Origin of the sequence: Citrobacter sp. On2M (assembly GCF_018035235.1) — a bacterium.
Lineage (GTDB): Bacteria > Pseudomonadota > Gammaproteobacteria > Enterobacterales > Enterobacteriaceae > Citrobacter > Citrobacter meridianamericanus.
Window position 1 is genome coordinate 284,356 of sequence record NZ_WPCV01000004.1, and the last position, 12,881, is coordinate 297,236.

Below are 12,881 nucleotides of genomic sequence, written 5' to 3' on the forward strand. Positions count from 1 at the left end.
ATCGGCATAACCACAATGTACTCGAAGTATGACGAGTATAAACACTCTAGCCTCTGCACCTGGGTCAAATGATACGGTGCTTTGGCCGTGACAATACTTGAATAAGTTTGTCACCAGGGCGCAGGAAGAAATGACTACGTCTCCCGTATTTGGAAAGGTGTACATGGGCTCTCAACTTACCGATGCTTTCGCGCGTAAGTTTTACTACTTACGTTTGTCGATTACAGATGTGTGTAACTTTCGTTGCACCTACTGCCTGCCGGATGGCTATAAGCCCGGCGGGGTCACCAATAACGGCTTTTTAACCGTTGATGAAATTCGTCGTGTCACGCGTGCGTTCGCCAGTCTGGGAACGGAGAAAGTGCGTCTGACAGGTGGCGAACCTTCATTGCGTCGCGACTTTACCGACATCATCGCCGCCGTGCGTGAAAACGACGCCATCCGTCAGATTGCGGTGACCACCAATGGTTATCGTCTGGCGCGCGATGCCGCCGTCTGGCGCGATGCCGGGCTAACCGCGCTAAACGTCAGCGTCGACAGCCTGGATGCCCGTCAGTTTCATGCCATTACCGGGCAGGACAAGTTTCAGCAGGTGATGGCAGGTATTGACGCCGCCTTTGATGCGGGTTTTGAAAAAGTGAAAGTCAACACCGTGCTGATGCGCGACGTAAACCATCATCAGCTGGACACCTTCCTGGCCTGGATCCAACCACGGCCGATCCAACTGCGTTTTATTGAACTGATGGAAACAGGCGAGGGCAGCTCGCTCTTCCGTAAACACCATATCTCCGGCCAGGTACTGCGCGATGAGCTGCTGCGCCGCGGCTGGATTCATCAGATCCGACAGCGCAGCGACGGCCCGGCTCAGGTTTTCTGCCATCCTGACTATGTTGGCGAAATTGGTCTGATCATGCCTTATGAGAAAGACTTCTGCGCTACCTGCAACCGTCTACGCGTTTCCTCTGTCGGTAAGCTTCATCTGTGTTTATTTGGTGAAGGTGGCGTTAGCCTGCGTGATTTGCTGGAAGATGACGCTCAGCAGTCGGCGCTGGAAGAACGCATTTCAGCTGCGCTGCTGGAGAAAAAACAGACCCATTTCTTACATCAGAACAATACCGGTATTACGCAAAACTTATCTTACATTGGCGGCTGATCGCTAAAAGGAGTTTTTCATGAGTCAGGTAAGCGCTGAATTTATCCCGACACGCATTGCTATTCTTACTGTTTCCAATCGTCGTGGCGAAGAAGATGACACCTCCGGCCATTATCTGCGTGACTCGGCGCAAGAAGCGGGTCATCAAATAGTCGACAAGGCGATTGTCAAAGAGAACCGTTACGCCATCCGCGCCCAGGTTTCAGCCTGGATTGCCAGTGACGACGTGCAGGTTGTGCTCATCACCGGCGGCACCGGGTTAACCGAAGGGGACCAGGCGCCGGAAGCGCTGCAACCGTTGTTCGACAGAGAAGTTGAAGGGTTCGGCGAAGTCTTCCGTATGTTGTCGTTTGAAGAGATTGGCACCGCGACGCTGCAATCCCGGGCGATTGCCGGAGTCGCCAATAAAACGCTGATTTTCGCCATGCCGGGGTCGACCAAAGCGTGTCGTACCGCCTGGGAAAATATTATTGCGCCGCAGCTTGATGCCCGTACGCGTCCGTGTAATTTCCACCCACATTTGAAGAAATAAGTATGTCGCAACTGACTCATATTAACGCCGCTGGCGAAGCGCATATGGTGGATGTCTCCGCCAAAGCGGAAACGGTACGCGAGGCGCGTGCCGAAGCCTTTGTTACCATGCGTAGTGATACGCTGGCGATGATTATCGATGGCAGTCACCATAAGGGCGATGTATTCGCCACGGCGCGTATTGCGGGTATTCAGGCCGCCAAACGGACCTGGGATCTTATCCCGCTGTGTCATCCGCTGATGCTGAGCAAGGTGGAAGTCAATCTGCACGCCGAGCCTGAGCACAACCGCGTACGCATTGAAACGCTGTGTCGCCTGACCGGGAAAACCGGTGTCGAAATGGAAGCGTTAACGGCTGCCTCCGTAGCGGCGTTGACTATCTACGATATGTGTAAAGCGGTGCAAAAGGATATGGTGATTGGTCCGGTGCGTCTGCTGGCAAAAAGCGGCGGCAAATCCGGAGATTTTAAGGTGGATGCGCATGATTAAGGTTCTCTTCTTTGCTCAGGTACGCGAACTGGTAAATACCGATGCCTTAGAGGTCGCCGCCGAGTTTGCAACGGTAGAAGCGCTGCGTAAGCATCTTGCGGCAAAAAGCGATCGCTGGGCGTTGGCGCTGGAAGACGGTAAGCTGCTGGCGGCGGTAAACCAGACGCTGGTCGATTTTGACCATACCCTTAATGCGGGTGACGAAGTGGCTTTCTTCCCACCGGTAACCGGAGGCTAAGATGGCTGAAACGCGAATTGTTGTTGGCTCTGCGCCGTTTCGTGTCGGGGATGAGTATCCCTGGCTGGCCGAACGCGACGAGGACGGCGCGGTGGTCACTTTCACCGGGAAAGTCCGCAACCACAATCTCGGCGATAGCGTGCAGGCGTTAACGCTGGAACACTATCCAGGGATGACTGAAAAAGCGCTGGCGGAGATTGTCGACGAAGCGCGTTCGCGCTGGCCGCTGGGACGAGTAACAGTGATTCATCGCATTGGCGAACTGTGGCCGGGTGACGAAATCGTTTTTGTTGGCGTGACCAGCGCGCATCGTAGCAGTGCGTTTGATGCCGGGCAGTTCATTATGGATTACCTGAAAACCCGCGCGCCGTTCTGGAAGCGCGAGGCCACGCCGGAAGGTGAACGTTGGGTTGATGCTCGCGACAGCGATAAGCAGGCGGCAAAACGCTGGTAGAGTAGTACACTTGTGTTAGGCTCATACTGATTCAGGAGATTGTCATGGACCGATTCCCACGATCCGATTCTATTGTGCAGGCGCATTCCGGTCTGCAAACCTATATGGCGCAGGTCTATGGCTGGATGACTTGCGGGCTGTTGCTGACGGCGTTTATCGCCTGGTATGCGGCAAATACGCCTGCGGTGATGATGTTTGTTTTCTCCAGCAAAATCACCTTCTTTGGCCTGATCATCGCCCAACTGGCGCTGGTGTTTGTCCTGTCTGGCATGGTGCAAAAGCTTAGCGCGGGTGTGGCGACCACGCTATTTATGCTCTACTCGGCGTTAACCGGTCTGACGCTATCAAGCATTTTCATTGTCTATACCTATTCGTCTATCGCCAGTACCTTTGTGGTCACCGGCGGGATGTTCGGTATCATGAGTTTGTACGGCTACACCACCAAGCGCGATCTGAGCGGCTTCGGCAATATGCTGTTTATGGCGCTGATTGGTATTGTGCTGGCCTCGCTGGTTAACTTCTGGCTGAAGAGTGAAGCGTTGATGTGGGCGGTGACGTACATAGGGGTGATTGTGTTTGTCGGCCTGACCGCCTATGACACGCAGAAGCTGAAAAATATCGGTGAGCAGATCGATCTGCGCGACAGTTCCAACTTGCGTAAATACGCTATTCTTGGGGCGTTAACGCTGTATCTGGACTTCATTAACCTGTTCCTGATGCTGCTGCGTATCTTCGGCAATCGTCGTTAATTTTCCGCTACCGGATGGCGTAAGCCGCCATCCGGTGAATTATTTCGCCATCGCCTTCTCGTTTTTTACCCGCAACTTTTTTGCCCGACTCTCCAGCAGCAAATAACACACCAGTGCCAGAAGTAGCGGAATAAAATAGTACAACACGCGATATGCCAGCAGAGCGGCAATAATCGTTCCCTGAGACGTTTTTTCTCCTGCCAGCAGCGCCATAAAGACCGCTTCCAGCACGCCGATCCCCGCCGGAATATGCACGATTACGCCGGCAATACTGCTCACCAGCAGCACGCCCAGCACGAAGAAATAATCGATATTCTGACCGAGCAACAACCAGATAATCGCCCCCATTACCATCCAGTTAGCACTGGATATCGCCATTTGCGCGAGGGCAAATTTCCAGGAGGGTAGCACCAGCTTTTGGCCCTTGATGGTGATGTGTCGATGCTTAGCGAAGGCGCAAAACCACAGATAAACGACAATAATCAGCAGCAGCGCTACGCCTAAAATACGCAGCGTACCTTCATCGATATACCAGTGTGCGGGCAGTTCAACGATGCCGAAGGTAAAAATAAAACCGCCCAGCAGAATATAGCCCAACCAGTTGGTGGTAATGCTCAGCGAAAAAATGCGGGTGATTGTGCTCCCCGGTAATCCGAGGCGAGAGTAGAGCCGATAGCGCATCACAATACCGCCTACCCAGGTGCTTAACGTCAGGTTGAAGGCGTAACAGATAAACGACACCAGCATGACCTGACGTTTTGCCAGCTTATGGCCGCAATAATAGCGTCCGAGCAGGTCATAACAGCCGTAAAGCAAATAACTGACAATCACCAGCCCCACGGCGCTGAGCAGGGCAATCCGGTTGTAATCGCGGATGACCGTCCACACCTCCTGCCAGTTGACTTTGCTGGCATAAACCACCAGCAATACGATGACCGCAATAAAAAACAGCCATGTAAGGATCTTTTTCGCTAATCGCCAGCGTCGGTGGCTTTTTGCCATCAGGATTTTCCTCCTGCATCCTCAGTTGGAATACGATCCTGCGTTTCCAGCGTGGGCTGTGCGGGCGGCTCTACCTCAGCCAGATGCGGGGTATGCGCCGGTAGCCAGCCGACCAGAGCCGGGAAGTGGCGTAAAAAGTGGAACGCCAGTACGCTTTTGGTCAGGTTCCACCAGGTGCGCTTGGGCAGCATGGATTCATCAACACGCTTGCAGTCCTGCGCAATGATAGGGTTCAGGTTGTCACGTAAAGTCTGGTTAAACGTGCGGTCATGAATAATCAGATTTGCCTCCAGATTGAGCGACAGGCTCAGGGGGTCGAGATTGCTGGAACCGACCGTTGCCCAGTGGTCATCCATCAGTGCCACTTTGCCGTGCAGAGGCCTACGCCGGTATTCATAAACATGGACGCCGCCTTTAACCAGATAGTTGTACAGCAGGCGGGCGCCAACTTTTACAATCGGCATATCCGGTTCACCCTGGACGATGAGTTTTACCCGCACGCCGCGTCTCGCTGCTTTACGCAGGGCATGCAGCAGGCGATAGCCCGGAAAGAAATAGGCATTGGCAATAATCACTTCCCGCCTTGCCTGGGTTAGCATTTTCAGATAGTGGCGTTCAATATCATCACGATGTTCTTCATTATCACGCCAGACAAACAGTGCCTGTGCTTCGCCGGGATGATGATTATCGACGGCCCGATGATGACGTCGCCACCAGCGTCGTACTGCGCTTTGCCCCGGTAAGTTCTCCAGCACGAATGTCAGGATATCAGCCACAACAGGGCCTTCAACGCGAACGGCGTAATCCTGCTTGGCCTCCGGGCCGTAATCAGACATATGTTCAGCGGAATAATTGATGCCGCCGACAAAAGCAACACGATCGTCAATGACCACTATTTTGCGATGCATTCGGCGAAAGAGATTGGTGCGCATACCGAACAGGCGCGGACGTGGATCGTAGTAGCGGAAGACAACGCCGGCTGTGGTCAGCTCTTCAACAAAACGGTCGCTAAGATCCGGCGAGCCGTAGCCATCCAGCAGCACCTCTGCTTTGATTCCTCGCCGGGCGGCTTCGAGCAACGCGGCATGCAGCTGTTTTCCTACCGCATCTTCAAACCAGATAAAGGTCTCAAGGATAATTTTTTGTTGCGCCTGTTTAATGGCGTCAAAAACGGCGGGGTAGAATTGATCGCCGTTTTCCAGCAGTTGAATTTGATTGCCTTCACGCCAGCCATATTTCATAAATGAATCTCCGCACTCAGAGGGGCATGATCGGACAAATGTCGCCAGTGACGCAGCGCTAGCGTCGTTGGGGTACTGGCATTCGCGTTTTTCACATAGATCCTGTCCAGACGCAGCAGGGGAAACTGCACCGGAAATGTGCGTGCTGGGCGACCGTGGGCGCGGGTAAAAATCTCGTCAAGTCCGGCTCTGGTTTTCAACGGGTGATTGGCCGTTTGCCGCCAGTCGTTGAAATCTCCAGCGATCACCACCGGTTCCGCGTCGGGCAGGGCATTGACCCAATCAGCCAGCATCGCAAGCTGGGCCTGGCGATGAGCTTCGCGTAAACCGAGATGCACACACATGACATGAATGGGGTGGGAGAGCATTGGTGGCGCGATACGGCAGTAAAGCACCCCGCGCTTTTCACTCGCGCCGACCGACACATCACGATTTTCATCATGTTCAATGGGATAACGCGATAGCACCGCATTACCGTGATGCCCCTGCGGGTACACAGCATTACGCCCATAGGCGAAGTCGCTCCACATTGTGTCCGCCAGAAATTCGTAGTGGGTGGTATCCGGCCAGTTCTCAATGCGCAATGAGTGAGCTTCGTGCGCACCCATCACTTCCTGCAGGCATACAATGTCCGCACCAACCGTTCTGACGGCTTCCCTTAGCTCAGGCAAAATAAAACGCCGATTGAAGGCGGTGAACCCTTTGTGAGTATTAATGGTGAGCACATTGAATGAAAATTGAACTCCCGATCCGCTCATGAGCCTCCCGTTGGCGTCACTTCCTAAATAAAATAGTGTAGTCATCGTCACAAAAAGATGCAGTGTTGCGGAATTTTCCGTAAAGTCCGGTACTCTGAACAATTAGTTGAAAATCCTTCAGGAGAAAAGCCATGAGGTGGCAACAACGTGTTCGTGTCGCAACGGGTCTAAGTTGCTGGCAGATTGTGTTGCATTTACTGGTAGTGGCGTTGCTGGTAATGGGCTGGATGAGCGGCACGCTGGTGCGCGTCGGCCTGGGATTATGCGTCGTTTACGGCGTAACAGTTTTATTAATGCTGGCCTTGCAACGTCACCATGAACAGCGCTGGCGCGACGTAGCGGATGTGCTGGAAGAACTCACCACCACGTGGTATTTCGGTGCTGCGATGATCGTGCTGTGGTTACTGTCACGCGTGCTGCAAAACAACGTTTTGCTGTCACTGGCGGGGCTGGTGATCCTGGCCGGACCCGCCGTGGTCTCGCTGCTGGCGAAAGACAAAAAGCTACATCACCTTGCGTCGAAACATCGCATACGCCGCTGAGCCGGTTGTGGCCGCTATCACCAACAGCGGCCACAAACTTCCCCAGACAATCTGCAGACTCGCATCCTTCAGGTAAATCTGTTTCGTAATGTCCGTAAAATGGCGGATTGGGTTAATCCACGTCAGATTCTGTAACCACACCGGCATATTTTCGACCGGCGAGACGTAACCTGAGAGCAAAATCGCCGGCATCATAAACACAAACACGCCGATAAACGCCTGCTGCTGTGTCGCGCACAGCGATGAAATCAGCAAACCAAAGCCGACCAACGACAGCCCGTAAATCACCATCGTGAAATAGAACAGCCCCAGTGAACCGGCAAACGGAATGTCATAAGCCCAAATGCCGATTGCCAGCACAATGGTGGCCTGAAAGGTTGCCACAATTAGCGCGGGAACCGCTTTGCCGATGAAAATCTGCCAGGTGGTAAGCGGAGAGACCAGCAGCTGATCCAGCGTGCCTTGTTCGCGCTCACGGGCAACCGACAGCGAGGTGACGATCATTACGCCGATAGTGGTGATCATCGCGATCAGCGACGGTACTACGAACCATTTGTAATCCAGATTCGGGTTATACCAGTTACGCACGACCAGCTCGCTATTGTTTGGTTTCGGCTTGCCGTCCATCAGCTCCTGCTGATACGTCTTAACGATCTGCTGCAGGTAGTTGGCGGCAATTTGCGCGCTGTTGGAGTTACGCCCATCGAGGATAATTTGCATGGGTGCCTGCTGGAAGGTGTCCAGATTGCGCGAAAAGTTGGCCGGGAAGCGCACCAGCAGCAGGGCTTTTTGCGTGTCGATAGTCGGCTTAATTTCCTGGGGACTTTTAAGCAGCAGAACATGGGTAAAGGCGCTGGCGCGGGCGAAGCGTTGGGTTAACTCCACCGAATGTTTACCGTTGTCTTCGTTATAGATAGCGATCGTGGCGTTGGTCACTTCCAGCGTCGCCGCAAACGGGAACAGGATCACCTGAATCAGTACCGGTAAAATCAGAATGGCTCGCGTCTGCGGTTCGCGTAACAGCGATTGCAGCTCTTTGCGAATTAACGTCCATAAGCGATGAAACATGCCCGTCCCCTTAATCCAGCCGACGTTTGGTTTTAAGCCACGTCAGGCCAATAAACATTACCGCCGAAGCGATTAAAAACAGCACGTTGATAATTAGCACCACAGGAATATTTCCCGCCAGAAACAGGCTTTGCAGGGTGCTGACGAAATAACGCGCCGGAATAATGTAGGTTACCGCCCGGATAATCGCGGGCATGCTGTCTATCTGGAAGATAAAACCTGACAGCATAATCGAGGGCAGGAAAGCGGCGTTCAGCGCCACCTGAGCGGCGTTAAACTGGTTGCGGGTAATAGTCGAAATCAACAGGCCCATGCCGAGCGTACTCAGCAGAAACAGGCTGGTAATGAAAAACAGGATTAGCAGCGAGCCGCGATAGGGCACGCCGAGAATAAATACCGACACCAGCATACACAGCAGCATCGCCAGCATGCCGAGAAAATAATAGGGGATCAGTTTACACAGCAGCAGCTCTACGCGGGTGACTTCGGTAGAAAGCAGCGCCTCCATGGTTCCGCGTTCCCATTCGCGCGCCACTACTAATGAGGTGAGGATCGCGCCAATGACCGTCATTATAATTGTTACCGCTCCGGGAATAATAAAATGCTGGCTGATGGCTGCCGGGTTAAACCAGTAGCGGGTCTGCACGTCGATCAAGGGCTTGAATGATTCTCCACGATCTTCCGCCCGCTGTTGTTGCCAGATCTGCCAAATACCTTCGACATAACCCTGCACAAAGTTGGCAGTATTGGGTTCGCTGCCGTCGGTGATCACCTGGATCGGCGCCACGTCGTTTGGTCGCGCCATCTGCTGGGCGAAATCCACTGGGATCACCACCAGCCCGCGAATGCGCCCGGCCTGCATTTTCTCAATCAATTCCTGACGGTTATCGCTGATAGTGGCGTCAATATACGGCGAGCCGGTCATGGTATGGGTAAAATCCAGCGCCTCTTCGCTTTGCTGTTCGAGCAAAATCCCTACCCGTAGCTTGCTGGAGTCGAGGTTGATCCCGTAGCCGAAAATAAACAGCAGCAGCAACGGGATCACCACCGCAATCAGCCAACTGCTGGGATCGCGGACGATCTGGCGGGTTTCTTTCACGCACAGTGCGCGTACGCGACGCCAGGAGAGAGCGGAATTACTCATGCGCGTGCTCCTTATCCCAGTCATTGATTAGCGTGATAAACGCCTGTTCCATCGTCGGATCCGGCGTGTCGTTGTCGGCAGCCTGAGCTTTCAGGTCGTCCGGCGTACCGCTGGCAATCAGTTTGCCGCGATACACCAGCCCGATGCGATCGCAGTACTCCGCCTCGTCCATAAAGTGGGTAGTCACCATTACCGTGACGCCTTTTTCCACCATGCTGTTGATATGCAGCCAGAACTCGCGGCGAGTGAGAGGATCGACCCCCGAAGTGGGTTCATCGAGGAACAAAATATCGGGTTCATGCATCAGCGAGCAGGCCAGCGCCAGGCGCTGCTTAAAGCCCAGCGGCAGTTCGTCGGTGGCGTGAGACGCGATGCTTTTCAGACCGAATGCCTCGCTCATACGATCGATTTTCTCCTTCTGTGCCCGACCGCGCAGGCCGTAGACGCCGGAGAAAAAGCGCAGGTTCTGCTCAACGGTCAGGTTGCCGTACAGCGAGAATTTTTGCGCCATATAACCCAGATGCTGGCGCGCTTTGCCGGAGCTGACCTTCAGGTCCATGTCCAGCACCAGCGCTTTGCCATACGTGGGAACCAGCAGGCCGCACATCATTTTAAAGGTCGTGGATTTGCCTGCGCCGTTGGGCCCTAGCAGGCCAAAAATCTCGCCGCGCTGCACGGCAAAGTCTACGTGGTCGGTCGCGGCAAAATCGCCAAATTTCTTGGTCAGCGCTTTGGCTTCGATCACCGTTTCGCCAGGCGTGCCTTCTACGGTATGCAGGATAGCGCCCAGTGGGGACTCCGATGTCCCGGCTCCGCCGAGTAAATCGATAAAAGCATCCTCGAAACGGGGGGCGGTTTCGTTGATGGTTACTTCCGGCATGCCGTCAGCGTGTTGAATCTGCTGAACTGTCACGTCCTTTTTCAGGATTAAACGGACGGATTTCCCCTGAATCATCCCGTCGCTGACCAGCGGCAGTTTTAACGCGCGTTGCAGCAGTCGGCGGTTATTTTCCTGCGGACTGCTCATCAGGAAGCTTCGACCCGCCATGGTTTGCGTCAGCTGAGTGGGATCGCCCTGGTACAACAGCTCACCTTCGTTCATCAGCAGTACATCGCGACATTGCTCTGCTTCATCCAGGTACGACGTACTCCAGAGGATCAGCATACCGTCCCCGGCCAGCTCATGAACCATTTGCCACAATTCGCGACGGGAAATTGGGTCGACACCCACACCTGGCTCATCCAGCAGCAGCACTTTGGGTTCGCCGACCAGCGTACAGGCCAGCCCGAGCTTTTGTTTCATGCCGCCGGAAAGTTTGCCGGCCAGTCGTCCGGTAAATGGCCCCAGCGAGGTAAATTCCAGTAACCGGGCAAAGGTTTTTTCTCGCGTTTCACCGGTGACGCTGCGCAAATCGGCATAGAGATTGAGGTTCTCCATGACGGTCAAATCTTCATACAGACCAAATTTCTGCGGCATATAGCCCAGCACCGCATGCAGCGCGCTGTCGTCCTTGATGGGATCAAAACCAATCACCGCAGCACTTCCGGCATCGGGTTTTAACAATCCCGCCAGCATGCGCATCAGCGTGGTTTTCCCCGCGCCGTCCGGTCCGACAAGTCCGGTCACGTAGCCCGCATGCACGGTACAGTCGAGCGGGGCGACGGCGGGTTTTTCCATTCCGGCAAAGTTTTTTGTCAGCCCTTTGAGCGTAATAACGGCATCATTCATGCCGTGCCTCGTCACTGAATTTGATCGTTACCGGCATTCCCTGGCGTAGCGCATCGTCCGCGTCGGTCACTACAATACGCAGGCGATAAACCAGATCGGTGCGCAGGTCAGGAGTCTCAACTGTTTTCGGCGTAAACTCGGCAGTAGGCGACACGAAGCCGATTTTACCGTGATACGGTTTGTCCGGACGGCCATCGGTGTAGAGCAGGATTTCGCGTCCCGGTTGGGCCTGGCTCAGATTCCGCTCATCTACGTAGGCGCGAACCCAAACCGGACGCGTAAGCGACAACGTCAGTACCGTGCCCCCTTCGTTCAGCATGCTACCAGGCTCCACCGCACGGGTGAGTAGTGTGCCGTCAGACGGGGAGATTAGCGTGGTGTCGTGTAAATTGAGCTCTGCCTGCGCAAGCTGGGCCTGAGCTTGTTCGAGCGTGGCTTTCGCCTGTTCAATGTCCTGTACACGATTACCGCTGCGATACTGGGTAAGTTTGTCCTGCGCAGATTTCAGCGAAGCCTGCGCCTGATCGCGTGATGAACGGGCATTTTCCAGATCGTTGGCGGAGATGGTGCGGCTTTTCCACAATCCTACCTGCCGATTATAAAAGTTCTGCGCATAATCATAGGCGGCCTGCGCCTGTTTGACAGCCGCTGCTGCCTGGGCAATCTCTTCTGTGCGATACCCGGCCAGCATCAGATCGTATTGCGCCTGGGCGGCGGCAACATTGGCTTTCGCCTGCATTAACGCGTTTTCATATGGGGCGTGATCCAGTTCACCCAGCACCTGACCGGCTGTAATAGCATCGCCTTCGTCAACCGCCAGTGAGGCCAGCCTGCCGCCAACGCGAAAACTCAGGTTGACGCTACGGATATCGACATTGCCGTACAACGTCAGGCCGTTATCTTGCCGACTTTGATACCACCACGTTCCACCGGCAATCACGGCAACGAGGGCCGCGATAACCAGCCCGAGCACGACAGGTTTTTTCATGACTCCAGACTCCTTTGCGTTAAACCTTGCAGAATAAGATCGATGTGACAGGTGATCGTTTGGTCAATCAGCGCGCTTTTATCTTCATCAAATTGTGACCAACCTGTACGCAACAGAATGGTTTCTTTCCCAAGACGAAAGGCCAGCACCTCGCCGAGGATGGCGTGGGTGTGCAGAATCATTTGGGTATCGTTGGCATCGCCGCCTGTATAAGCAGCAATCAGGCGTGTTAAGTGTGTATGCAGCGGATTGATAACCTGGTCGTGCACCAGTTGATAAGCCGCGGTGGGTGAAAGCTGTTCGCGCGAGATAAATTTGCTCAGATTTACGGTGTCTTCCTGGGTGAGCAGCGTGATCATATTTTTGCAGGCGCGCAGGATCAATTCGCGCATTGCGCCACGATCCGGCTTTGGCTGGGCAAACAAACGCTCAGCTTCTTCAGCGTGCGGGCGAAACTGTGAGCCGATAAAATCCGCAATCCACTGGGCACAGGCGAGATACAAATCCTCTTTTGAGCCAAAATAGTAGGTGATAGCCGCAATATTTTGCCCGGCTTGCGCGGCGATATCGCGCGTGGTGGCATGCAGACCATACTCGCCAAACTGTGCCAACGCGGCGGCAATAAGCTGATTTTTTGCCTGTTCACCTTTGGTTGTCATGGTGGGTGTATTCATGGCACGACTCTGATCTTAATCAATCGATTGATTAAGATTATGACTGATGTGCAACCTTGTCCAGTCCGGGGCGTTATTTTCCTCAGCAGGGATAATTTATGCGGCACATCACAAAAACTGC

At 54.0% G+C, this 12,881-nt stretch carries 15 protein-coding genes and 1 riboswitch; of the genes, 7 read left to right on the plus strand and 8 right to left on the minus strand.

Annotated features, from left to right (window positions below):
- Positions 1 to 30: 30 nt before the first annotated feature.
- A riboswitch (molybdenum cofactor riboswitch) is annotated at positions 31 to 176 on the plus strand.
- The 6 genes from moaA (at position 164) to On2M_RS11715 (ending at position 3,614) form a co-directional block, all read left to right on the plus strand.
- Positions 164 to 1,153 carry a GTP 3',8-cyclase MoaA gene (gene moaA / locus On2M_RS11690; RefSeq protein ID WP_151219596.1) on the plus strand — a complete coding sequence of 330 codons (990 nt, stop codon included), beginning with the start codon at positions 164 to 166 and terminating at the stop codon, positions 1,151 to 1,153. Its footprint overlaps the riboswitch before it by 13 nt.
- Positions 1,154 to 1,172: 19 nt before the next feature.
- Complete coding sequence (moaB, locus tag On2M_RS11695) at positions 1,173 to 1,685, plus strand: molybdenum cofactor biosynthesis protein B (protein WP_003035187.1); 513 nt, start codon at positions 1,173 to 1,175, stop codon at positions 1,683 to 1,685.
- 2 nt (positions 1,686 to 1,687) lie between these two features.
- Entirely contained in the window at positions 1,688 to 2,173 is a 486-nt protein-coding gene (moaC, locus tag On2M_RS11700; protein WP_151219597.1) for a cyclic pyranopterin monophosphate synthase MoaC, read from the plus strand.
- A complete protein-coding gene (gene moaD, locus On2M_RS11705; RefSeq protein ID WP_151219598.1) occupies positions 2,166 to 2,411 on the plus strand; it encodes a molybdopterin synthase sulfur carrier subunit in 246 nt (81 codons plus the stop codon). The genes moaC and moaD overlap by 8 nt, the downstream gene beginning before the upstream one ends.
- A gap of 1 nt (position 2,412) precedes the next feature.
- On the plus strand, positions 2,413 to 2,865 hold the full coding sequence (moaE, locus tag On2M_RS11710; protein WP_210904857.1) for a molybdopterin synthase catalytic subunit MoaE: 453 nt from the start codon (positions 2,413 to 2,415) through the stop codon (positions 2,863 to 2,865).
- A gap of 44 nt (positions 2,866 to 2,909) precedes the next feature.
- Positions 2,910 to 3,614 carry a Bax inhibitor-1/YccA family protein gene (locus On2M_RS11715; RefSeq protein ID WP_210904858.1) on the plus strand — a complete coding sequence of 235 codons (705 nt, stop codon included), beginning with the start codon at positions 2,910 to 2,912 and terminating at the stop codon, positions 3,612 to 3,614.
- Positions 3,615 to 3,653: 39 nt separating this feature from the next.
- Here On2M_RS11715 and On2M_RS11720 read toward each other — a convergent pair whose 3' ends face one another.
- From On2M_RS11720 to On2M_RS11730, 3 genes are read right to left on the minus strand one after another with little or no spacing between them, the layout of a single operon-like run.
- Positions 3,654 to 4,616, minus strand: a complete 963-nt coding sequence (locus On2M_RS11720) for a lysylphosphatidylglycerol synthase domain-containing protein (RefSeq protein ID WP_210904859.1) — start codon at positions 4,614 to 4,616, stop codon at positions 3,654 to 3,656.
- Complete coding sequence (gene clsB, locus On2M_RS11725; RefSeq protein ID WP_151219600.1) at positions 4,616 to 5,857, minus strand: cardiolipin synthase ClsB; 1,242 nt, start codon at positions 5,855 to 5,857, stop codon at positions 4,616 to 4,618. The genes On2M_RS11720 and clsB overlap by 1 nt, the downstream gene beginning before the upstream one ends.
- Complete coding sequence (locus tag On2M_RS11730; protein ID WP_210904860.1) at positions 5,854 to 6,615, minus strand: endonuclease/exonuclease/phosphatase family protein; 762 nt, start codon at positions 6,613 to 6,615, stop codon at positions 5,854 to 5,856. Before On2M_RS11730 ends, clsB begins: the two co-directional genes overlap by 4 nt.
- Before the next feature lie 131 nt (positions 6,616 to 6,746).
- Here On2M_RS11730 and On2M_RS11735 point away from each other — a divergent pair, with 131 nt between their 5' ends.
- Positions 6,747 to 7,157, plus strand: coding sequence for a YbhQ family protein (locus tag On2M_RS11735; protein WP_210904861.1), 411 nt, complete (start codon positions 6,747 to 6,749; stop codon positions 7,155 to 7,157).
- On the opposite strand, the gene On2M_RS11740 is transcribed toward On2M_RS11735, so the two are convergent.
- Genes On2M_RS11740 through cecR form a run of 5 tightly spaced genes read right to left on the minus strand, consistent with a single transcriptional unit; the run spans position 7,119 to position 12,760 of the window.
- Complete coding sequence (locus tag On2M_RS11740; RefSeq protein ID WP_003837035.1) at positions 7,119 to 8,225, minus strand: ABC transporter permease; 1,107 nt, start codon at positions 8,223 to 8,225, stop codon at positions 7,119 to 7,121. The two genes, On2M_RS11735 and On2M_RS11740, sit on opposite strands and share 39 nt — an antisense overlap.
- Positions 8,226 to 8,235: 10 nt before the next feature.
- A complete protein-coding gene (locus tag On2M_RS11745) occupies positions 8,236 to 9,369 on the minus strand; it encodes an ABC transporter permease (RefSeq protein WP_003831545.1) in 1,134 nt (377 codons plus the stop codon).
- The gene (locus tag On2M_RS11750) at positions 9,362 to 11,098 is read right to left on the minus strand and encodes an ATP-binding cassette domain-containing protein (protein ID WP_151219601.1); all 1,737 of its coding nucleotides are present in this window, start codon (positions 11,096 to 11,098) and stop codon (positions 9,362 to 9,364) included. The genes On2M_RS11745 and On2M_RS11750 overlap by 8 nt, the downstream gene beginning before the upstream one ends.
- Positions 11,091 to 12,086 (minus strand): secretion protein HlyD, encoded by a 996-nt coding sequence (gene hlyD, locus On2M_RS11755; RefSeq protein ID WP_151224986.1) that lies wholly within the window; start codon positions 12,084 to 12,086, stop codon positions 11,091 to 11,093. The genes On2M_RS11750 and hlyD overlap by 8 nt, the downstream gene beginning before the upstream one ends.
- Positions 12,083 to 12,760, minus strand: coding sequence for a transcriptional regulator CecR (cecR, locus tag On2M_RS11760; RefSeq protein ID WP_151219603.1), 678 nt, complete (start codon positions 12,758 to 12,760; stop codon positions 12,083 to 12,085). Before cecR ends, hlyD begins: the two co-directional genes overlap by 4 nt.
- Positions 12,761 to 12,881 lie beyond the last annotated feature (121 nt).

Bases quoted from the DNA above. Each gene is read 5' to 3' on its own strand.
- moaA (WP_151219596.1), top strand. From the start codon at position 164: ATGGGCTCTCAACTTACCGATGCTTTCGCGCGTAAGTTTTACTACTTA.
- moaB (WP_003035187.1), top strand. From the start codon at position 1,173: ATGAGTCAGGTAAGCGCTGAATTTATCCCGACACGCATTGCTATTCTT.
- moaC (WP_151219597.1), top strand. From the start codon at position 1,688: ATGTCGCAACTGACTCATATTAACGCCGCTGGCGAAGCGCATATGGTG.
- moaD (WP_151219598.1), top strand. From the start codon at position 2,166: ATGATTAAGGTTCTCTTCTTTGCTCAGGTACGCGAACTGGTAAATACC.
- moaE (WP_210904857.1), top strand. From the start codon at position 2,413: ATGGCTGAAACGCGAATTGTTGTTGGCTCTGCGCCGTTTCGTGTCGGG.
- On2M_RS11715 (WP_210904858.1), top strand. From the start codon at position 2,910: ATGGACCGATTCCCACGATCCGATTCTATTGTGCAGGCGCATTCCGGT.
- On2M_RS11720 (WP_210904859.1), bottom strand. From the start codon at position 4,616: ATGGCAAAAAGCCACCGACGCTGGCGATTAGCGAAAAAGATCCTTACA.
- clsB (WP_151219600.1), bottom strand. From the start codon at position 5,857: ATGAAATATGGCTGGCGTGAAGGCAATCAAATTCAACTGCTGGAAAAC.
- On2M_RS11730 (WP_210904860.1), bottom strand. From the start codon at position 6,615: ATGAGCGGATCGGGAGTTCAATTTTCATTCAATGTGCTCACCATTAAT.
- On2M_RS11735 (WP_210904861.1), top strand. From the start codon at position 6,747: ATGAGGTGGCAACAACGTGTTCGTGTCGCAACGGGTCTAAGTTGCTGG.
- On2M_RS11740 (WP_003837035.1), bottom strand. From the start codon at position 8,225: ATGTTTCATCGCTTATGGACGTTAATTCGCAAAGAGCTGCAATCGCTG.
- On2M_RS11745 (WP_003831545.1), bottom strand. From the start codon at position 9,369: ATGAGTAATTCCGCTCTCTCCTGGCGTCGCGTACGCGCACTGTGCGTG.
- On2M_RS11750 (WP_151219601.1), bottom strand. From the start codon at position 11,098: ATGAATGATGCCGTTATTACGCTCAAAGGGCTGACAAAAAACTTTGCC.
- hlyD (WP_151224986.1), bottom strand. From the start codon at position 12,086: ATGAAAAAACCTGTCGTGCTCGGGCTGGTTATCGCGGCCCTCGTTGCC.
- cecR (WP_151219603.1), bottom strand. From the start codon at position 12,760: ATGAATACACCCACCATGACAACCAAAGGTGAACAGGCAAAAAATCAG.